Genomic DNA, 18,991 nt, shown 5'->3' on the forward strand with positions numbered 1-18,991 from the left:
TTTAGACGCGAGCCGGTAATAAAGGCTTATAGCCTTAGAGCAAACCACCCGTTTGACGGGTGGTTATGATTTGTGTGGGCAAAACACCTGTATCATTTGCTTGGAATTACATATTGGAGTACGATTTTGGTTAAAGGTTAAAAATAAGGCTAGCTTCTAATCGTGATGAAACCTGTTAATAAGTATAAATGCTTCAGGAGGACAATATGCGGAATAATATACAAGTCCCCTTCGGATATAAGCCGCCTGCAGAGCGGGAAAAAGGGACATTAGTGTTCTACGATTCATTTGAAGAGATCACGGAGGAGGAATTGAATCAGGCATTCGCTCTGCTGGAGCGTCGTTCTTTCGCCCAGCTGGTCCTTTATCCCCTGCATGAAGAGACCGTGCGCAGAATGAGCCGCAAGCCGGTAACTCCCTACTACAAGCGGGAGGATGCTCTTCATGATTGGAGACGCAGCAGGGGCAGCAGCCAGGTTACCGTAGAGGGCTGGGATGGCAAAAGGAAGAAATACACACCGATGGATTCCGCTTTGCGATTCTTGGCAGAGAAATATCCCGCTCCTTATTTCTTATATCTCACCCCGGAGATGGCGAATGCCTTCGCCTCCTTCTCCTCCTTTGAGGAGTGGATTACCCGGGTTCGTCTGATTTTGACGGAGGAGCCGGTCCAGCCTCATCCGAGGTTGACCAAATTCAGCCATCGCTGGGAAACCGCGGCGGCCGAAGGCAGCCGCTAAGAGAGGAGATTGATGAATCGATGAATCGAGCAAAGCGTCGTTACTTCGCTTTATGGATTGTGATGCTGGCAGCATTTCTCGTGCTGTCGGGCTGCCGGTCCGGGACGACCGCCCAACCGTCAGATCCGGATCCTAATACACCGAATCAGGTTGAGACCGGGCCGGATTCTGCGTTGCCGGATGAGAATGGAAAGCAGGAGGAGTCCGAGCCACCGGCTGATCTCATTGCGAGCCAATTAGAGCAGCTGACAACGGCAGAGAAGATCGGCCAGCTCGTTCTCGTTGGAATGGATGGAACGAAGCCTGACAAGCATACCCGACAATTGCTGGACGATTATCAGGTAGGCGGATTTATTTTTTACAAGGACAATATTACCGATAGCAGTCAGGCGTTGAATTTGTTTAATCAATTAAAAGAGGATAATGCTTCCAATCCGCTACCGCTATTCTTAAGTGTGGATGAAGAGGGAGGCCGTGTATCCCGATTGCCAAGCGAATTCAGCAAGATGCCGACCGCAGCCAAAATAGGCGGGACCGGCAAGGCAGAAACCGCAGCGGAGGCTTATCGGATCATCGGGCAGGCCCTTTCCGGCTTCGGACTGAACCTGGATTTTGCGCCGGTACTCGACGTTCATAGCAACCCGGATAATCCGGTCATCGGGGACAGAGCTTTTGGCACGACTCCTGAAGAGGTTAGTCTGATGGGACTAGCGGCGATGAAGGGCTTGTCGGATACCGGCGTCATTCCGGTCGTAAAGCATTTTCCTGGCCATGGCGATACTTCAGTTGATTCCCATCTTGGACTTCCAGTAGTTGAGCATGATCTTGAACGGCTGCGTGAATTTGAATTGAAACCATTCGCCGATGCGATAGAATCCGGAGCAGACATGGTTATGATTGCCCATATTCTGCTGCCCAAGCTGGACGCCGAGCATCCTGCCTCGTTCTCCCCTGCGGTCATTAATGATCTGTTGCGGCAGGAAATGGGGTATGAAGGAGTCATTATTTCCGACGATATGACAATGGGAGCAATCACTGAAAATTACAAAATTGAACAAGCAGCGGTTGATTTCATTACGGCAGGCGGAAATATCGTGCTTGTCGGTCATAACTATGATCAGGAGATCGCAGTGATCGAGGCGCTGACCCTTGCTGTAGAGGAAGGAAAGATCAGCCGAGATATGCTCGACCAGCGGGTTTACCAGATCCTTAAGCTGAAGCAGAAGTATGCCCTGAACAATGAGCCTGCCGAAGGAACGGCTGCGAAGGCAATCAATGCGGAGATTAGCCGGTATGTGAAGGAATATATTGGTACACCTTAAGGTCAATATGACCGTCTTCATGTACCTGGACGCCTTCGTGCTCCAGGTACATTTTTTGCAAAAAGCGCGACTCATCGTCTTGAAGCGCGATTTCTCCCCGGACATTGACGACTCTGTGCCAAGGAAGTCCGTGCTTTTCACTTGAGGAGTGCAGAATCCGGACGACCTGTCTCGCGGCTCTCGGACTGCCTGCTTCACGGGCAATTTGTCCATACGTCATCACTTTTCCAGGAGGAATAGAGTGGATGATAGAGATGACCATTGCGGTAAAGGGTTGCATGTGCGTTCTCCTTTTCTAGCCATATCTCGCCATATAAGTTGAACTAAAATAGTTCAGTCAGAGAAAATCCGGGAACAACAGCGATCGTTAGAACACTTCAAACGTTGCCCTCAGAACGTAAAATGTATTAGTTCAACTTGCACAGAAAGGCGGAGGAATGATGAAATCTATTTTACACTCGGAGCGGCTGATTTTGAAGCTTCTGGACGAAAATGATGCGGAGCGGGTGCTCGCCTATTTGCTGCGGAACAAGGAGTTCCTGCGGCCCTGGGAGCCTGCGCGTTTTGAGGAATTCTACAGGCTTGATGCTCAGAGAAGGCTGCTGGCCAAAGAGGTTGAGCAGCACCGTTCAGGTGAGCTTCACAAGCTATGGATCTTTCGGAAGGAGCAGCCCGAAGTCGTCATCGGCTCGGTAACGCTCAGCAACATTGTGTATGGCGTGTTCCAGTCCTGCCACCTGGGTTATCGGCTGGATGCGGAGCAAGTTAACCACGGATACATGACAGAAGCCGTACGATTAATGATCGACTACGCCTTCAACGGGCTGGGCCTGCATCGGATTGAGGCTAATATTATGCCAAGAAATGAGGCTTCCCTGCAGGTGGTCCGGAAGCTGAGATTTTACGAAGAAGGCAAGGCCATTAAGTATTTGAAAATCAACGGGATATGGGAAGATCATCTTCATATGGTGATTCGAAATTCGGCTATGGAATCCTAGGGATTCACGGGTTGCAGCCGTAACCTATTCCGGTCCCCGTTCGTTAAATTGCTATATCAGCTGAGCTAAAGCTACGTTACCCTTAGTGTAATCATTGGTTCAACTCGTATAGATCCGGTATAGGGATGCGGAAGGAGAACAACAATGGGCAAGCAATTAAAGCAACTGGGATATCCGGAGAAAATATATCTTTATATCGTGTTATTTGTGGGGTCATTAGTAGCCATGCTGTTCGTCACCGGCACGGAGCTGCCAGAAGGAGGAAGACCGCCCTACCTGTTCTTGGTCTGGAATACCTTCCTGGCATGGGTCCCGGCTGGGCTTGCACTGGCACTGGACGGGATAAGCCTGCTGCGGACAAAGAGCTTGAGATGGCTGCTCTATTTGATCGCAGGCGGGATGTGGCTGTTTTTTTACCCCAATGCGGCTTATTTGATTACCGATCTGCTGCATCCATTTGCGCGGCTAAATATTGAGGACAGCTATTTGTTTTGGCAGGATATGCTGTTTTGGAATCATTTGTTCACCGTTTTCTTGACAGCAGTATTAGGTCTTGTGCTCGGGACGATCTCTCTTTCCTCCGTACATCGGCTGGTAGAGCGTGCGCTTGGAAGAATTACCGGGATCATATTTGCGGCGGCGGTTCTTCTACTGGGCAGCTTTGGGGTATATTTGGGCCGGTTTTTCCGGTTTAACAGCTGGGATCTTCTGCATAAGCCTGTCGGATTGCTTAGACAAATCCTGTCCTATTTTACAAACATGGAACATGTGCTTCATGCATATTCGTATTGTAAGTGGATTTTTTTGATCACCGGCTTCGGTTACATGGCATTCTGCCTGTTCGGAGCGATGAATCGCAGGATGACACAAGGAGGTGACTAAGCGATTGGATCATAAAGAGAGACTTCGGTTACAGTTTCCTGTCTTGGAAAGTGAACGCCTCAGGTTACGGGGATTGGAGCTTAAGGATTCAGAGATCTTATATGCATGTATTACGCATCCTCAGGTTCAGGTGTACACCGCTTTTAAACCGCACACGCTATTGTTTCCTGATCGGCTGATGCGTTATCTTATGGACAGCTATCGGCATTTGAGGGATGTGCATTTTGCGGTGGAATGGAAGGAGACGGGAGATTGCATAGGGCTATGCTCGCTCCAGCGCTGGGATCCCGGAAGCGGGAACGCCAGACTGGGCTATTTACTGGCCCCTGAGTGGTGGAATCGAGGAATTGCCACAGAGGCGGTAAAGCTGATTACTCGCTTCGGGTTTGAACAATTGGAGCTCCGGCAGATTGAAGCCTGCTGCGGAGAAGCGAATCTTGCTTCGCGCCGTGTTCTTGAAAAATGCGGGTATTCAGAGCAAGGAAGTGTTGGCGCAGCATTTGTTACACAACTGAAATATACCTGTGACAGAACCCTAACAGTAAGGGGGTAAACTTAGTGCATGACCCCCTTTTGAATATATTTGTTATTTGGAATCCGGCGAGGAAACGTGCGGGTTCCCTTTTTTTTGCCCTCATGATATTGGATTAGACTACAGAGGGACTGCTATGCGCCGCTTGTTCTTGTAGTAGACCCATTCATCATATCCGATGTCCTTCAGTTTCCGGGCAACCTCGTCCCATTCATCCGCAACGCGGCTTGGGATGTGCGCGTCGGAGCCGAAGGTGATGTCTACGCCGAAATAACGGGCGCGCTCCAGAATGGCATCGGATGGATACCAGCCTCCGGATAGCTTCGTTTTCCCCGACGTATTTACTTCGATCGCCACCTGGGCCGCGGCAATGACGCTCAGCGTCTCATCGACGACCTCTGAGGCGGGAATATCCGAGAAGGCCGGGTAATTGCCCTTCATGGCATCTATGTGGCCGAGAATTTGGAACAGCCCGCTGCGAGCGGAATCCTGTATCAATTCGTAATAGGCGGTCTTGTCTGCAATTCTTCTCTGCTCGTCTAGCCCCTTCCAGCGCCGTTTGTTAAAGATGCTTACCTCTTTCACGCTATGTACGGAGCCGATAATGTAATCGAAGGGATATTGAGACAGCATAGTTCTGTATTGCCCGATATGATCCGGAAAATAGTCGGATTCAATGCCGAGCAGCACGTCGATGCGGTCTGCGTATTCCTGTTTTAACTGCAGCACCTCTTCCACATAGCCTGCAAAATCGCGCTTGGCCATGGCGATATGCGGGAATGGCTGCTCTTCGTCATGCCCGAAGTAAGGAGTATGGTCGCTAATGCCGATGACAGATAAGCCGGCTGCAATCCCGGCTTCGATATAGTCGCGGATGGTTCCGTCGGCATGACCGCAGCGCAAATGGTGAGTATGAAGATCAAATTTCATAAGGATGCTCCTTTCTGGGGTTATTTTTCGATAGGATGAGGAATTTATTCGGAGCTGATAAAACTTGTTTCAGGCATTCCCTTTAGATCACCCAGAAATTGCTGCATTGCAGAATTAATGTATCTGCTGGACTTATAGATGACGCCCACGGGATGGGTGACTTCCAGTTCCGGGATCTGTACAACGACAAGGGAGCCTTGCCTGAGCTCGCGGAGAATGGATTGCCTGGAGATGATCGCAGCCCCAAGGTTGATTTCCACCATTCGTTTCACTTCCTCGCTGCTGGACAGTTCCATGACAATATGCGGTTCAATATCATGGGATTTGAACAGATCGTCGGCGAATCTTCTGCCTACCGTGTCCGGAGACAGCATAATGAGCGGAACATCGCGCAACATATCCAGACGGGGGATTTTCTCACTCGCGAGCGGGTGATTCGGAGATACCGCGAGCCCGAAGGTATCGTAGTACAGCACAGATGAATGCACCTGGGGATTGTTCTCGATCAGGTATCCGATCCCGATATCGACCAAACCTTGCTCAACACTTTGATAAATGAGGGAAGAGGGCATGGACTGAATGGTGGTCTTGATCAGCGGGAATTGATCCTGGAAGTAGGATAAGATCCGCGGCAGGATCTGGATGGCGATGGAGGTGGTCGTCCCTAGAACAATATGTCCTTGCGGCGTGTGCTCAAGATCGGTGAGCTTTTGCTTGAGCTCTTCCACCACGTCCAGAATTTGCTCTGCCTTTTCCAAGAATACTTGTCCTCTGTCTGTCAGGGTTACAGGCTGGTTCCGGTCGACGAGGACAACTCCGAACTCATCCTCCAGGCTTTTAATCTGGGCGGATACAGCCGGTTGTGTCAAATTCAGCAGTTCTCCCGCCTTTCGGAAGCTCTTTGTCTTGGAAATAGTGATCAGTGTCTCCAATTGGCTGATATTCATGACGATCCTCCTCTCTGCTTCATTCGATATCTAATAATTATAGAAGATTTTTCAGGGCTAAATCAATGACACGAATATGACAAGAGCAGATAGGAGGATTGCGTGGATTTTTCTTAAATATTACAGATTTCGATTTTTAATGACTTATACATGGGAATAAAGTATAATATCAACATAAAAAAGCAGGACTTTTGTAGCGGTATTTTAGTAAGATAACTACTTCATATGTGAAAAGGGGCGTAATAGTGAAAGCAGAAGTGATCAATCCTTTTCTGGAATCTGCGCGTTCGGTCATAGAACAGGTGGTACAGGTCTCTCCTTCAACCGGCAATCCGGGTTTAAAGGATGTCGCTTTAATTCAGGATCATATCTGGATTCAAATCGGTATGACCGGGTATTTCAGCGGAATGGTCGTGTTTGGTCTGAAGGAGACGGTTGCTTTGAGAATTGTCTCGGCAATGATGGGCGGTTTTGTTATCACGGAAATGGATGAGATGGGCCAGAGCGCGATATCCGAGCTGGGCAACATGATCAGCGGAAATGCGAGTATGATTCTGTCCAATCAAGGCTATAGCGTTGATATTACTCCTCCGCAGGTAATTAAGTCCAGTATGGGCGGTAGTGATCAAGCGCCGCGCAAGGCCTTGTGCATTCCGCTTGTCATGGATGGAATCGGAGAGTTGGACATTCAGGTGATGGTTTCTTAAGGGAAATGAGTTGAACCGGAGGAATACGGATGCAGCTTAACGATAAAGTGATAGTTATTACCGGAGCCTCAAGTGGAATTGGGGCTCTTGCTGCGCAAATGCTGTCCCGGGAAGGAGCTACGGTCGTACTTGCCGCTAGGTCGGCCGATAAGCTTCAAACCGTTGGCAGAGGCATGATGGGGCCTTATCATCTGGTGGAGATGGATGTGGCAAGTGATGCTTCGGTAGCCGCAGGCTTCGCTGAGATCTACAAGCAGTACGGCAGGGTGGACGTGCTTGTGAACAATGCGGGTTATGGAAAATTCACGGCCCTGGATGAGACGCCATTGCAGGATTATTCCGAAATGATGAATGTGAACTACATGGGGATCGTTCGCTGTACAAAGGAGGTCCTTCCGGCGATGAAAGCGGCTGGAAGAGGCAGGATCGTCAATGTTGCTTCGATTGCAGGCAAGATCGGTACGGCGAAGTCCACGGCTTATACAGCCACCAAGCATGCCGTTATTGGTTTTAGCAGCGCATTGAGACAAGAGCTTTCAGGCAGCGGGATTACGGTATCGACGATCAATCCGGGGCCGATCGATACGCCATTTTTCCAGATCGCTGATCCAGACGGGCATTATGTAAACAATGTAAAGTGGTTTATGATGAAGCCCGAACGGGTTGCGGGTGCGGTCGTGAAGGCGGTTCGGACAGGCAAGACAGAGATTAATCTTCCCTGGGTAGCAGGGGCGGGAGCAAAGCTTTATCAACTATTTCCCGCTGTGGCCGACCGCATAACGTCCAGAATGCTGAATAAAAAATAGCAGAACATATAATAGGGCTGTCCCAGAGGCTTCATCCGTGGGGAGGCCCTTTTTGTGCCAACTTTACGAAACCGATTTCGATCATTATACTGTCAATGAAAGCGCTATATATTATAACTACATGATTGGCCGCTTGGCCAGGAGGTAAATGTATGACTTTCATAACGGTTCAAAAAGGAGTCTCCGTCTATACTGAGCGTCCGGAGGATTCTCAAGCTGTGTACCTTACTCCCGACAAGTACCCTGTTCTTGGCGACGGGATCGGAGATGATTCCGATTCTATTCAGCAAGCGATTAACTCGATCCCTTTTGGAATTGTATTCATTCCGGAAGGCCGCTACCGCATTACCAGAACGATCTACGTACCTAAAGCGGTTCGATTGATCGGATATGGCAAGAACCGCCCTGTTATTCTTCTGGGTGAGAATACGTCCGGCTTCCAGACCGCGGATCCGGAGGATAAAGGGAACGCCAGTTATATGATTTGGTTTACTGACAAACAGCCCCGGCCCGGCCAACCGGTCCAGGATGCTAATCCCGGCACCTTCTACAGTGCTTTGTCTAACATTAACCTGGTCATCGAGGACGGGAATCCCGCAGCGGTAGCTCTCCGCACTCACTATGCACAGCATGGGTTCATCTCTCACTGTGATATTTATATCGGAAACGGGAAAGCAGGCATTTTCGATGCCGGGAATGAAATTGAGAATGTACGTTTTTTTGGCGGAGAATACGGGATTTATACGACGAAGCCCTCACCTGGATGGCCGTTTCTAATGATCGATACTGTCTTCGAGAACCAGAAGAAAGCAGCGGTTCGGACGCGTGAAGGCGGACTCACGATCGTGCGGATGGACGTAGTGAATGTTCCTATCGTTATAGACACCGATCCTCAATATATTGAGAAGCTGTATATGGAGGATTGCCGGTTTGATCAAATCAGCGGACCCGCTATCCGGATCAGCCACGAGAATAACGCTCACAACCAGATCAATCTGCGGAATGTGCATTGCCGGCAGGTGCCGGTGCTGGCAGACTTTATAGAGAGCGGAAAACAGGTTGAGGGAGCCGGTGAGTCCTACCGTGTCTCTGTCTTTACCCATGGCAACCAGATGGATGAGGTTACCTCCCGCCCCGCAATTCGTACGACTCTTGAGTTGGAAAAGACCGATGGCTACGCCGAACCGGTACGAAGCGATATCCCTGCGCTCCCTTCGGTAGCATGCTGGGTGAATGTCCGCACGCTGGGAGCGGCCGGAGACGGAATTGCAGATGACACAGCTATCCTGCAAAGCGTTATTGATCAGTATCCCGTGCTCTACTTGCCCCAAGGGATGTATAAAGTAACAGGAACCTTAAGAATGAAGCCGGACACCGTGCTGATCGGGCTGAATCCGATTACCACCCAAATTGTGCTCCCGGACAATACGGAGACCTTCGGCGGACTTGGCAAGCCCAAGGCGCTGATCGAATCCTCCTCTGGCGGATCGAATATTTTGAATGGAATCGGTGTGGATACTGGCGGGCGAAACCCGCGGGCCGTAGGCTGTAAATGGATGGCCGGAGCCCATTCCTATATGAACGACATCAAATTTATGGGGGGGCATGGAGGCCTCACGCCGACCGGCGGCTTTAAGCCTGTCTACAATGCTAACCGGACGGCAGATATTTCCCCGGAGCTTCGCTGGGATTCGCAGTATTGGAGTCTTTGGGTGACCCGGGGAGGCGGAGGCGTGCTCAAGGATATCTGGACAGCCAGTCCTTATGCTGCAGCCGGGCTTTATGTATCCGATACCTCCACTGCAGGACGCATTTATGCCATGTCCGTGGAGCATCATGTCCGTCATGAGGTAAAGTTCAAGAACACGGCCAACTGGAAAGTCTATGCCCTGCAAATGGAGGAGGAGGCTGCGGAAAGCCGTGACTGTCTGCCCCTTGAGCTCGACCGCTGCCGGCAGATGTTATTTGCCAACACCTATTTCTTCCGTACCATCTGGCTGGACAACCCTTACCCTTATGCCGCCAAGACCTGGGATTGTGAGAAGCTGGAGTTCCTTAACGTCCACAATTACACGCAGATTAAATATACGCTGGATAACACGTTGTATGATGTTGCCACAGATACCGAGGTGCGGGCATGGGAGCTGGCCAGACTTCAGATTAGCGGGAATCCTGCGCTCCGTCGTCCGATTCATTCTTTCGACGGTATTGTTCAGAAGCTTGCCGGAGGCTTTGAATTTATTGATACCCTTTGCAAAGACAGTAAAGGGAATATCTACTTTGCCGATTCCCGTAAAAAACAGATTTATCAGTGGTCAGTCCGTGAGCAGGTCCTTCGGGTGGTCAGCAACCTGCATCACCGTCCTTTATCGCTGGCCTGTGACCGGAATGACCAGTTAATCGTCGTCTCGGAGTATTTCCCGCCTATCGGCGCAACCCTGGGCGGAGAACCGGAGGTATATACGAAGCCGGAGGATGCAAGCGGAACCTCTTATGGATACTGGTATAACGTAGGCTCCACCGTAAAGGTATATGCTATCGATCCGGAGCAGCCGGAAGAAAGCCTGCAGCCGCTGCCAGTCGTTCCTATGGATTCCTTCGGGCCAGTCCACAAAGCTCTCTACCCGGGTAACCGTTGGAGGGACAGCAATGATTTTCTTGTAACTACAGTGCACCGGCCCAAGGAGTGCTATGTTGCGCCTGATGGAGTAACGATTATTCCGGTAACCTACGATCTGATGCGGTCCAGTTCTTTACAAGAAGCTTATCCCGGTGAACCCTTCTATGGGTTGGATGAGTACTATAAGCGCACTGTAGCCTACGAGGTCAGCCCGGAGGGCTACTTGTCAGACCCCCGGATCTTTGCTGAAAAGGGCGAGCATGGAATAGCAAGGTCCAGCGACGGCTGCATCTATATTGCTGACGGGGATATCTACGGATACCGCCCGGACGGATCATTAATCGAGGAGCTTATCATGCCCGAGCGTCCGGCGGGCGTTATTGTGGCAGGCGAAGCTCAAGAGGACCTGTATATTACGGCCAGATCCTCGTTGTATCGGGTAAAGCGGCCATCCTGATTTATGAACAGAAAGAAACGGTGTGCACGGATGTTCTCATCATCCGTCACACCGTTTTTAGCTATATCTGTGTTTAATATATATGCCCATATTTATTCCAGTTTGATAAGTGTATTTGGTCAGGCCCGGGTTTTCGCATATAATGGAAATAATGAACCTTGTAAAGGATGAAATCACTTTGAAAAGTATGACTTTTACGGGCCTTGGCGTATCTGAGGCTCTTGCGGTAAAGCTTGCTGATTATGGAATTCTGGAGCCGACTGCAGTTCAGGCTGAGTGCATTCCGGCTGCGCTGGAGGGCAAGGATATTCTGGCCGAATCGCAGACGGGCACAGGGAAGACCCTGGCTTATTTGCTTCCGATGCTGCAAAGAATTCAGCCTGAGGATAAGACGCTGCAGGCGCTGGTGCTTGCTCCGACACAGGAGCTGGCTATGCAAATTGTCCGGGAAGCGGAGAAATACGGAGAATCCCTAGGAATATCCGTGCAGGCGCTGATCGGTGGGGCCGCCATCAAGCGGCAGTTAGAGAGGCTTCGTCTGCATCCGCAGCTTGTTGTCGGCACACCGGGACGGATTCGGGAAGTGCTGGCACTGCGTAAGCTGAAGTTGCACACGGTGCGGACGGTTGTCGTAGACGAGGTGGATCAAATGTTCCAGCTTGGCGGCACGGCGGATTTGGAGCAGATTTTGCGTGGAACCCTGCGAGACCGCCAGTTGATGTTCTTGTCGGCGACATTAAATCCGGAGATTCGTGCACTCGCTGCACGTGAGATGAAGGACCCGCAGTGGGTAGGAATTACGCCGGAGCAGCGTACCTCGCAATCGTTGGAGCATGTCTTTTTCGAATGCGAGCAGCGCGACAAGATTGATAACCTGCGGCGGATACTGCGCCATTATAATCCTGCAAGGTCTATTGTGTTTATTAATAATACGCAGGATATCGCTGAGGTAGAGGGCAAGCTGAATTTCCTGGGCTTCCGTGCAGGGGCTTTATATGGAGATGCTGACAAATCCGTTCGCAGCCATACCTTGCGCAAATTTAGAGAAGGCAAGATCCAGGTTCTGGTTGCCACGGACATTGCCGCCCGCGGCCTGGATATTGAAGAGCTATCGTTGGTTGTTAATCTGGATCCTCCGATCGATTCGGAGCACTATGTGCACCGTGCCGGGCGGACAGGCCGGATGGGCCGCCACGGCCTTGCGGTATCCATCATTAACCCTAAGGAGCGCTTTATTATTCGTAAATTTGCCCGGGAGTTGAATATCGGGATTTCCGAGCAGCGCCTCTTTGGCGGGAGAGTCATCGAAGCTGGTGCGGAGACGGAAAGAGCTGGGGCAAATGGTCATCGCAACACTTCAGCAAATTCAAACCGGGAGAATGAACAGCGTAAACCATCTGATGAACTAAAGAGCAGTCCGCCTGCCAAGGCTAAGGCACGACATGATCATAGTCAGCTGGCAGAACCGAAGGAATCCCGCAAGCGCCCTTCAAAGGCACCACGGGATAAGGAGATCAAACCAGCTCCGAATGTGCGTAAGCCATCCTCGAAGGAGGACCGCAAGAATAAAGGGGCACCGAAGTGGTTGAAGGAAAAACAGTCCGAGACCCGAAAGTAAGGGGGAAATTAAATGAATGGCACGCCTGTCCTGCAAATTGAGCATTTAACCGGAGGCTACAGCCTGGGCCGCCCGGTTCTGCACAACATTGAATTTCAGGTCAGCCCGGGCGAAATGGTCGGTCTGATTGGATTGAATGGAGCGGGAAAAAGCACGACGATGAAGCATATTCTTGGTCTCATGACCCCTCATCAAGGGGGAGTGAGCCTGCTTGGTCATACCCGGGAGGAGGATCCCGAGGCGTATCAGGCTGCTTTGGCGTTTGTACCGGAATCACCGCTTCTTTACGATGAACTGACCGTTCGGGAGCATATGGAATTTGCTGCACGAGCATATAGTGTTGCACCAGAGGTATATGAAGAGCGTGCGGCCGCCTTGCTGAAGCTCTTTCGTATGGAGGAAAAGGCGGACAGCTTGTCTCTTCATTTATCGAAAGGCATGAAGCAGAAGGTCATGATTATGTGCGCATTTATTGCCAGACCTTCCCTTTATGTCATTGATGAACCGTTTCTTGGTCTGGATCCGCTAGGTATTCGATCCTTGCTGGATTTCATGATGGATCTGAAGCGGAGCGGAGCTTCTATCCTGCTGAGCTCGCATATTTTGTCCACCATCGAGAACTATTGTGACCGGTTTGTGGTTCTGCACCAAGGAAGCGTTATCGCCCAGGGCACGCTGAAGGAGATTGCTCAGGTTGCGAGAATGCCGGGAGCAACGCTGGAGGACATCTTCTATAATCTGGTCAAAGGCGGAGATTAAGACATGGATCTTGTGGAACTGCGCAAACGGCGCAAAGCGCTGCATTGGAGCAAGATTCTTCCTTACTTGCCTTATGTGTTTCAGAGTGGAGTGGCGGTCCTGCTGCTGATTCTGATGATCGCATTTTCGGCCTGGTATACCCGTTTTCTTCAGCATATTCCGGAAGGCTTGCCTATCGGCTGGATTATGATTCTGTTGCTGGGACCTGCAGTGATCTACTCGGGATTCCGGACTTACATTCATCCGGCGGATTCCGTCTTTTTACTGCCTCAGGAAGCTTCGATGTCTACATATTTCAAGCCGGCTTTTTGGAGCGGAATCCTGTATAAGCTGTCAGGCACTTATGCTATTCTTCTAGTGTTATGGCCTTTGTATCAGCGAAGCGACGGTATCCGGCATCCGTTCTGGATTTGGCTGATAGTGCTTCTTTTACTTAAGCTGGCGGGAGCTTATGGCGCCTGGCAGGAGTTGAAAATTGCATCCCATCGCGCAAGGGCAGGCTTCCGCCTGCTGCGGTGGTGCGTGCTTCTTCTGCTGCTGGCAGCCTGGGTCTGGCAGCCTGCCTGGAAGAGTCTGTTATTTCTGATTTTGGTCGTGGTCAATTATGTGCTGGCTTTGCGTTTCCCAATGAAGCATCGGGTTCCTTGGGAGAATCTAATTGCTGCGGAGAAGGCGAGTGCTGCTAATAATATGCTGGTGCTGGGATGGTTTGTAGACGTCCCGGCCGAAGGACAAGGAGTGTCGCCGCGGCGCTGGCTGGACTGGATCGGCAAGCGGATTTCTTGGTCCAGAGAAGGGGCATACCGCTATCTGTTGACAAAGACGTTAGTTCGCGGCGAACTGCTGGGGATTGGAGCGAGACTTACGATTCTTGGTGCGATCCTGGTCGGATGGTGCGGCAGAACATGGTTGGGTCTGGGGCTTTATCTGTTCTTTGTCTTTCTGATAGGTGCCCAGCTGAGTGTGCTCCGCCATGCCCACCGGGATTCCTCGGCAGCGCTGTATTACCCGCTTCCGTCGGGTGCACGGAAAAAGGAGGCCGCCGATCTGGGAAGCCGGACGCTGGCAGGGGCTGCCGTGATCATGTGGCTTCCGCTCTTGCCGCAGGGAGACGGTCCGTTGACATACCTTGGAGGTTCGTTGGTAGCCGGTCTTATTCTGGTATACGCTATGAGAAGCAACTGGAACCGCAAGTGGCGCGAGGAAGAAGAGGATTGAACTGCAAAAACCGCCGGAGCTGTTATTGCTCCGGCGGTTTTATCATGTAAAGACTTGAAACCGATCCCTTAGATGAAGAAAGTGCGGCTGATAATAACCAGCAGGATGAAAAGAACAAGAATTACACCAGTGCTGGTCCACAGACCGCCATATCCGCCTCTTACTTCTTCTACTCCGCTCATGCTCATTCCCCTTTCTCTAAGAATAGATCGATAATACACAGTATTCTATGAGCGTATTCAGGGGGATGCTTGGGCGGGTATAACGGTTCTTTTTTTAAATTAACTGTTTTGCAAGTCCTGAATGCCGCGATGAATAAGATCAAACAGCTCTTCCAGGTTTTCCTCCGCGATACAGGAGAACGCTATGCGCAAATCTGTATCTCCCAGTGCAATTGTCCCCACCTCATATTCGCGAATCAGGTGAAGACGCAATTGGTCTGCGTTTACGCCCTTAAGCTTCAGGCACATAAAGTATCCCGAGTTAAACGGATAATAATCCCATACATCACCGTATTTTCCGCTGTCCAGCAGGGCCTTGACCTTATTGGCACGTCCCTTCATGATCTTGAATTTGGCATCCTTCTGGGCCTGGAAGTCCGGAGACTTCAGAGCTTCAAGCACAAAGGTCTGGGAAGGGTGGGCTCCGCTTGAAATCGTGGCCCGGATAATGCCGGTAGTCTTTTGCTCAAGCGCGGCCAGAACACCGGCATCCTCAGAGGCATAGGTGATGAAGCCGACACGGAAGCCCCACACGTATTCTTCTTTAGTCGCACCATCAACTTTAATCGGCAAAATCCGTGGATGTAATCCGGCCAATTTGCCAAACAGGGATTCGTGCATGGACTCCTCGAAGAACAGACCGAAGTAAGCATCATCGGTGGCTACTACAACATTAATGCCGGCCTCGGCAGCTTCCAGAATCGCAGAGACGATTTCTTCTCCTTCCGATACCCCCGGCGTGTAGCCTGTCGGATTATTCGGGAAATTGAGAATCACGACAGCCTTGCCCTTATCCTTCTGGGCCAGCAGCGATTCCCGCAATCCCTGGCTGTTGAATCGCATATCCTCTGTGAATAATGGATAATTGACAATGACGCCATGACGCCGGATTCCGAAGGTTAGCTCATAGTTCTCCCAGTTCTTGTCAGGATAAATGACAGCATCGCCTTCATCCACAAACAAATCGGCAACAATGCTCAGGCCGTGGGTCAGCGCATTGGTCGCAATCGGGTTGCCGAAGGCTTTGTCCGACATCGCAGGATTCTCTGTAATCATCTTCTCCCGCCATACCTTGCGGAGCTCCGGCTTGCCTGCCGGAGGAGCATACGGATACAGGTCCTGCGGTTTGTAGGCAGATAGGGAGTCCTGAATGGCGGGCAAATGCATAGGTACGCCGTTTTCGGTCGCGATGCCAATAGTTGCATTAAACTTTTTAGCGCCTGCCGCAGCTTCGGCGGATTGGCTCAAGATGCCTTCCTTCGGAAAATAAATCTCCCTGCCCAGTTCGGACAGCATATCATAGACATGGATGTTGCCGGATTTCAGAGATTCATTCAGTTGCTCTGCAAGTGGATTCATTTTCTTCATTCATCCTTCCGATCGGTTGTAATGGGCGATTCCCTTTTATAATTGCCTAACATTATATCATCTGCCCTATGAAACGTCACGGTCAAATCATAGGTGAATGAGGATATTTATGAAACGATCATTTCGGAGTATAATTAGAAAAATATCAAGATTTAAGGAGGCTAAACGATGCTACATGTATCACCGTCCTCGTTCATTTTAAAGCCGGCCTTTGCCAAAATTGTGTGCGAGCCCGGTTGGAAATGGCATAAGCGCGAGAAGCCTCTGCAGAACTACGACTTGTTCTATGTGTGGAGCGGAGAAGGCACTGTCGTATTGAACGACCATCCGATTGAAGTCGGCCCCGGAAGCTGTTTTTTGTTTCGCAAGGGCGACCATACCAGTGCGACCCACAATCCCCAGCGACCGCTCGTATTGACGTACATTCATTTCGATGTCAGTGAGCCGGCGGAGGAAGTTCCAGGCTCTTACCGCAAGCTGGAGGATCGGCTGGATTTTGAATACATGCTCGCCCGCTATGTCCGTTTGTTCCTTGTGAAGGCCTATGGTGCTGAGGAGGAGGCAAGACTTCTCTTGAAGCAAATGCTCATTCATCTGCTCCGTGAGGAACGCGGAGTTCCCCAGGAAAAGAAGGTAAGCAACCAGTTGAACGAAGTCATACAGGAAATCGCCAATTATGTGCTGCAGCGGCCCAGCCTGAATCATAAGGTAGAGGATTTGGCGGCACGTGCCGGGTTATCCCCAAGATACTTCTCCATCAAGTTCAAAGAGATTATCGGACAATCCGTGCAGTCTTATATTATCAAATCGAGAATTGACCGTGCCCAGCACTTGCTGCTTCACGCAGGAATGAATGTGACCGAGGTAGCCGACGCGCTGGGTTACCGCGACATTTTCTTCTTTAGCAGACAATTCAAGCAATATACAGGAAAAAGTCCCTCGGAAATTCGCTGAATGTGAGAGATCCCGCATAAACGGACAAGCCTTTGAGGCCATGTCCGTTTTTTTCTACTCGACTTTGGTCCAGTAGAATACCAGTCTGAGGATGGTATTTAATTCAGCTCCAAAAATCTATACTGAAATAGAATATTGAGAAAAATGTTACAATATGAATTGGATTTCTTTGGGAGGCCCGCTATGAATAAGAGAAGATCGAGTTTGAGCCAGGTGGCTTTAGTTACAGGAGTGGCAGTATTATCGGTCATGTTGCTGTCCGGGTGTAAATCCGTGGAGGAGTCGGTAGAGGGAGTCATTGGAGGCGGTGCAAAGGAAGCCGTGAATTCAGCTGCGCAAGCCGTAGCCCTTGCGGTAGAGGAGGGAAAGGAATTGACCATGCAGGGGGACGATTCAGAAAAAATTGTACTGGAAACCTCTTCACCCGTGGGAGAATTCAGAGGGATGATTATCGACCACCAAGTGGGCAATATTGAGATCGCCGCAAGCGCGGACGACCAAATTCGGGTATCCGCCCGAATCTACAATCTGAACAACAAAGCAGTCAGTAAGAACCAGGAGAAGGTTTTTGAACAAGCTGCAGTCTCTATACAAGCAGAGGGGACACAGGCCCGCATCCGGGTTCATGCCAAGGACGATGAACGGAAAGATCTGTGGGACTGGGCAAAATCTAAATACAAGTATAATGAATTCGGGGTGGATTATACAATTGAGTTACCAGCAGATATAAGCTCCTACAAGGTATCCAACAACGTTGGGAATATTGAGTTGACCGGATTGTCAGGGGTATTCGAATTAAAAAATGAGGTGGGGAATGTTGACCTCGTCTCGGCTGGAATCGCAGGAGCATCGAAGATCAGCGTCTCGACAGGAAGCGTCGAATTGGATGTTCAGTCCCTCGAGAACAAAGGGAAGCTTGCCGTAAACGTTGCACTGGGAGATATCCATGCCGCCCTTGCGGATACTGTGGATAGCAGTGTAGATACAAAAGTGGGACTGGGAGAAGTGTCCAGCAGCTTAAATAAGAGCCGCATGGGGAAAGACGGCTCTATCTCCTTAGCTGTTGACGTCGGCAACATCGATGTTAACTGAGGCAGGGAGGAAAGCTCCCAAGGATCGCCCCATTTGAACCTTCTGGCCTTCTTTTAGCGAAGGATCAGGTTGAAACGTTCCATTCTGGGTAAGAAGCACCACGGTGGAGCCGAACTCGAAATAAGCAAGGTCGTCGCCCTGGTTCCAGGAGACGGCCTTGTCGTCGCTATAACGGATACTGCTGACGTTCATCGCACCGACCTTGATCAAGGCAAGCTCACCTAAAGAATGTCGAATATAGGTAATCAGCCGCTCATTCCGACTCAATACCTTTTTCATATGACGCATTCCGAAATCATTAACAGGATAAACCCTACCGCGGATATGTTCCTTCTCGATCAATGTTCCCGATACGGGGGCATGGATCCGGTGATAATCGGTGGGGCTGAGGTACAGAACGAATGCATATCCATGATCGTAAGCCGGTAATCTTGGGGAATGATTAATCAGGTCGGATACGCTGTAATCCTGCCCCTTCACATTTAGAATCGTTCCCGAAGAGATTTCTCCCATGTAGGTGATTTTCGCATCGACCGGACTAATCAATCCGGACTCCGTTAATTGAAGCGTTCTCATGCCCGCCTTCAGTCTGCGCGTAAAAAATTCATTCAGCGTACGGTATTCTCGTACTTCCTTCTCTGCCTCATGCAGCGGAATACCGTAAGATTTGGCAAACCAGGGAATCAGATGCCGGCTCATCCCTGAATGGGAAAAGCGCCCCATTAAGTTAGAAATCCATTTTCGTGAAGACAGTTCGGTCATCCACTTCATCCAGTTCGCAGCCAATATATATCCCCCTAACATTTGTTGAACAGGCATC

General features: G+C 50.3%; 19 protein-coding genes. 13 read left to right on the forward strand and 6 right to left on the reverse strand.

Going from position 1 to position 18,991, the window contains the following annotated elements:
• Window positions 1-206 precede the first annotated feature (206 nt).
• Together KQJ23_RS19615 and nagZ are read left to right on the forward strand one after the other, a co-directional pair.
• On the forward strand, window positions 207-740 hold the full coding sequence (locus KQJ23_RS19615) for a hypothetical protein (RefSeq protein ID WP_216480612.1): 534 nt from the start codon (window positions 207-209) through the stop codon (window positions 738-740).
• A 20-nt stretch (window positions 741-760) separates the two neighbouring features.
• On the forward strand, window positions 761-2,062 hold the full coding sequence (nagZ, locus tag KQJ23_RS19620) for a beta-N-acetylhexosaminidase (protein ID WP_216480614.1): 1,302 nt from the start codon (window positions 761-763) through the stop codon (window positions 2,060-2,062).
• Here the strand turns inward: nagZ and KQJ23_RS19625 are convergent.
• On the reverse strand, window positions 2,025-2,342 hold the full coding sequence (locus KQJ23_RS19625; protein ID WP_212942678.1) for an MGMT family protein: 318 nt from the start codon (window positions 2,340-2,342) through the stop codon (window positions 2,025-2,027). The two genes, nagZ and KQJ23_RS19625, sit on opposite strands and share 38 nt — an antisense overlap.
• A gap of 160 nt (window positions 2,343-2,502) precedes the next feature.
• Between KQJ23_RS19625 and KQJ23_RS19630 the strand changes: the two genes are divergently transcribed.
• The 3 genes from KQJ23_RS19630 (at window position 2,503) to KQJ23_RS19640 (ending at window position 4,495) form a co-directional block, all read left to right on the forward strand.
• Complete coding sequence (locus tag KQJ23_RS19630) at window positions 2,503-3,060, forward strand: GNAT family N-acetyltransferase (RefSeq protein ID WP_216480615.1); 558 nt, start codon at window positions 2,503-2,505, stop codon at window positions 3,058-3,060.
• A 144-nt stretch (window positions 3,061-3,204) separates the two neighbouring features.
• Window positions 3,205-3,942, forward strand: a complete 738-nt coding sequence (locus KQJ23_RS19635) for a DUF1361 domain-containing protein (RefSeq protein ID WP_216480617.1) — start codon at window positions 3,205-3,207, stop codon at window positions 3,940-3,942.
• 4 nt (window positions 3,943-3,946) lie between these two features.
• On the forward strand, window positions 3,947-4,495 hold the full coding sequence (locus KQJ23_RS19640) for a GNAT family N-acetyltransferase (RefSeq protein WP_216480618.1): 549 nt from the start codon (window positions 3,947-3,949) through the stop codon (window positions 4,493-4,495).
• 99 nt (window positions 4,496-4,594) lie between these two features.
• Here KQJ23_RS19640 and KQJ23_RS19645 read toward each other — a convergent pair whose 3' ends face one another.
• Window positions 4,595-5,404, reverse strand: a complete 810-nt coding sequence (locus KQJ23_RS19645; protein ID WP_216480620.1) for a histidinol-phosphatase — start codon at window positions 5,402-5,404, stop codon at window positions 4,595-4,597.
• 44 nt (window positions 5,405-5,448) lie between these two features.
• The gene (locus KQJ23_RS19650) at window positions 5,449-6,351 is read right to left on the reverse strand and encodes a LysR family transcriptional regulator (protein ID WP_216480622.1); all 903 of its coding nucleotides are present in this window, start codon (window positions 6,349-6,351) and stop codon (window positions 5,449-5,451) included.
• A 245-nt stretch (window positions 6,352-6,596) separates the two neighbouring features.
• Between KQJ23_RS19650 and KQJ23_RS19655 the strand changes: the two genes are divergently transcribed.
• From KQJ23_RS19655 to KQJ23_RS19680, 6 genes are all read left to right on the forward strand, one after another.
• Window positions 6,597-7,058 (forward strand): chemotaxis protein CheX, encoded by a 462-nt coding sequence (locus KQJ23_RS19655; RefSeq protein WP_216480624.1) that lies wholly within the window; start codon window positions 6,597-6,599, stop codon window positions 7,056-7,058.
• 29 nt (window positions 7,059-7,087) lie between these two features.
• Window positions 7,088-7,864 carry an SDR family NAD(P)-dependent oxidoreductase gene (locus tag KQJ23_RS19660; RefSeq protein WP_216480626.1) on the forward strand — a complete coding sequence of 259 codons (777 nt, stop codon included), beginning with the start codon at window positions 7,088-7,090 and terminating at the stop codon, window positions 7,862-7,864.
• 152 nt (window positions 7,865-8,016) lie between these two features.
• Window positions 8,017-10,941, forward strand: a complete 2,925-nt coding sequence (locus KQJ23_RS19665) for a glycosyl hydrolase family 28-related protein (RefSeq protein WP_216480627.1) — start codon at window positions 8,017-8,019, stop codon at window positions 10,939-10,941.
• Between the two features lie 187 nt (window positions 10,942-11,128).
• Window positions 11,129-12,559 (forward strand): DEAD/DEAH box helicase, encoded by a 1,431-nt coding sequence (locus KQJ23_RS19670; RefSeq protein ID WP_430522322.1) that lies wholly within the window; start codon window positions 11,129-11,131, stop codon window positions 12,557-12,559.
• Window positions 12,560-12,571: 12 nt separating this feature from the next.
• Window positions 12,572-13,318, forward strand: coding sequence for an ABC transporter ATP-binding protein (locus KQJ23_RS19675; RefSeq protein ID WP_216480631.1), 747 nt, complete (start codon window positions 12,572-12,574; stop codon window positions 13,316-13,318).
• Between the two features lie 3 nt (window positions 13,319-13,321).
• Window positions 13,322-14,536 (forward strand): ABC transporter permease, encoded by a 1,215-nt coding sequence (locus KQJ23_RS19680; protein WP_216480633.1) that lies wholly within the window; start codon window positions 13,322-13,324, stop codon window positions 14,534-14,536.
• 68 nt (window positions 14,537-14,604) lie between these two features.
• On the opposite strand, the gene KQJ23_RS19685 is transcribed toward KQJ23_RS19680, so the two are convergent.
• Both KQJ23_RS19685 and KQJ23_RS19690 read right to left on the reverse strand, forming a co-directional pair.
• Window positions 14,605-14,718, reverse strand: a complete 114-nt coding sequence (locus KQJ23_RS19685) for a YjcZ family sporulation protein (RefSeq protein WP_212941163.1) — start codon at window positions 14,716-14,718, stop codon at window positions 14,605-14,607.
• A gap of 99 nt (window positions 14,719-14,817) precedes the next feature.
• Window positions 14,818-16,116, reverse strand: a complete 1,299-nt coding sequence (locus tag KQJ23_RS19690) for an aminotransferase class I/II-fold pyridoxal phosphate-dependent enzyme (protein ID WP_216480634.1) — start codon at window positions 16,114-16,116, stop codon at window positions 14,818-14,820.
• Window positions 16,117-16,293: 177 nt separating this feature from the next.
• On the opposite strand from KQJ23_RS19690, the gene KQJ23_RS19695 reads away from it, so the two are divergent.
• Window positions 16,294-17,079, forward strand: a complete 786-nt coding sequence (locus tag KQJ23_RS19695; RefSeq protein ID WP_216480635.1) for a helix-turn-helix transcriptional regulator — start codon at window positions 16,294-16,296, stop codon at window positions 17,077-17,079.
• A gap of 183 nt (window positions 17,080-17,262) precedes the next feature.
• Window positions 17,263-18,171 carry a hypothetical protein gene (locus KQJ23_RS19700; RefSeq protein WP_216480636.1) on the forward strand — a complete coding sequence of 303 codons (909 nt, stop codon included), beginning with the start codon at window positions 17,263-17,265 and terminating at the stop codon, window positions 18,169-18,171.
• Here KQJ23_RS19700 and asd read toward each other — a convergent pair.
• Window positions 18,136-18,957: an archaetidylserine decarboxylase gene (gene asd / locus KQJ23_RS19705; protein WP_216480637.1), complete on the reverse strand. Its 822-nt coding sequence runs from the start codon at window positions 18,955-18,957 to the stop codon at window positions 18,136-18,138. The genes KQJ23_RS19700 and asd overlap by 36 nt on opposite strands.
• Window positions 18,958-18,991: the final 34 nt, after the last annotated feature.

It is taken from the genome of Paenibacillus brevis (genome assembly GCF_018919145.1).
Taxonomy (GTDB): domain Bacteria; phylum Bacillota; class Bacilli; order Paenibacillales; family Paenibacillaceae; genus Fontibacillus; species Fontibacillus brevis.

Excerpts from the sequence above, each read along its gene's own strand:
- KQJ23_RS19675 (WP_216480631.1), top strand. The coding sequence starts at position 12,572 with ATGAATGGCACGCCTGTCCTGCAAATTGAGCATTTAACCGGAGGCTAC.
- KQJ23_RS19615 (WP_216480612.1), top strand. The coding sequence starts at position 207 with ATGCGGAATAATATACAAGTCCCCTTCGGATATAAGCCGCCTGCAGAG.
- KQJ23_RS19695 (WP_216480635.1), top strand. The coding sequence starts at position 16,294 with ATGCTACATGTATCACCGTCCTCGTTCATTTTAAAGCCGGCCTTTGCC.
- KQJ23_RS19680 (WP_216480633.1), top strand. The coding sequence starts at position 13,322 with ATGGATCTTGTGGAACTGCGCAAACGGCGCAAAGCGCTGCATTGGAGC.
- KQJ23_RS19665 (WP_216480627.1), top strand. The coding sequence starts at position 8,017 with ATGACTTTCATAACGGTTCAAAAAGGAGTCTCCGTCTATACTGAGCGT.
- KQJ23_RS19645 (WP_216480620.1), bottom strand. The coding sequence starts at position 5,404 with ATGAAATTTGATCTTCATACTCACCATTTGCGCTGCGGTCATGCCGAC.
- KQJ23_RS19700 (WP_216480636.1), top strand. The coding sequence starts at position 17,263 with ATGAATAAGAGAAGATCGAGTTTGAGCCAGGTGGCTTTAGTTACAGGA.
- KQJ23_RS19690 (WP_216480634.1), bottom strand. The coding sequence starts at position 16,116 with ATGAATCCACTTGCAGAGCAACTGAATGAATCTCTGAAATCCGGCAAC.
- KQJ23_RS19650 (WP_216480622.1), bottom strand. The coding sequence starts at position 6,351 with ATGAATATCAGCCAATTGGAGACACTGATCACTATTTCCAAGACAAAG.
- KQJ23_RS19685 (WP_212941163.1), bottom strand. The coding sequence starts at position 14,718 with ATGAGCGGAGTAGAAGAAGTAAGAGGCGGATATGGCGGTCTGTGGACC.
- KQJ23_RS19630 (WP_216480615.1), top strand. The coding sequence starts at position 2,503 with ATGAAATCTATTTTACACTCGGAGCGGCTGATTTTGAAGCTTCTGGAC.
- KQJ23_RS19670 (WP_430522322.1), top strand. The coding sequence starts at position 11,129 with ATGACTTTTACGGGCCTTGGCGTATCTGAGGCTCTTGCGGTAAAGCTT.
- nagZ (WP_216480614.1), top strand. The coding sequence starts at position 761 with ATGAATCGAGCAAAGCGTCGTTACTTCGCTTTATGGATTGTGATGCTG.
- KQJ23_RS19625 (WP_212942678.1), bottom strand. The coding sequence starts at position 2,342 with ATGCAACCCTTTACCGCAATGGTCATCTCTATCATCCACTCTATTCCT.
- KQJ23_RS19635 (WP_216480617.1), top strand. The coding sequence starts at position 3,205 with ATGGGCAAGCAATTAAAGCAACTGGGATATCCGGAGAAAATATATCTT.
- KQJ23_RS19660 (WP_216480626.1), top strand. The coding sequence starts at position 7,088 with ATGCAGCTTAACGATAAAGTGATAGTTATTACCGGAGCCTCAAGTGGA.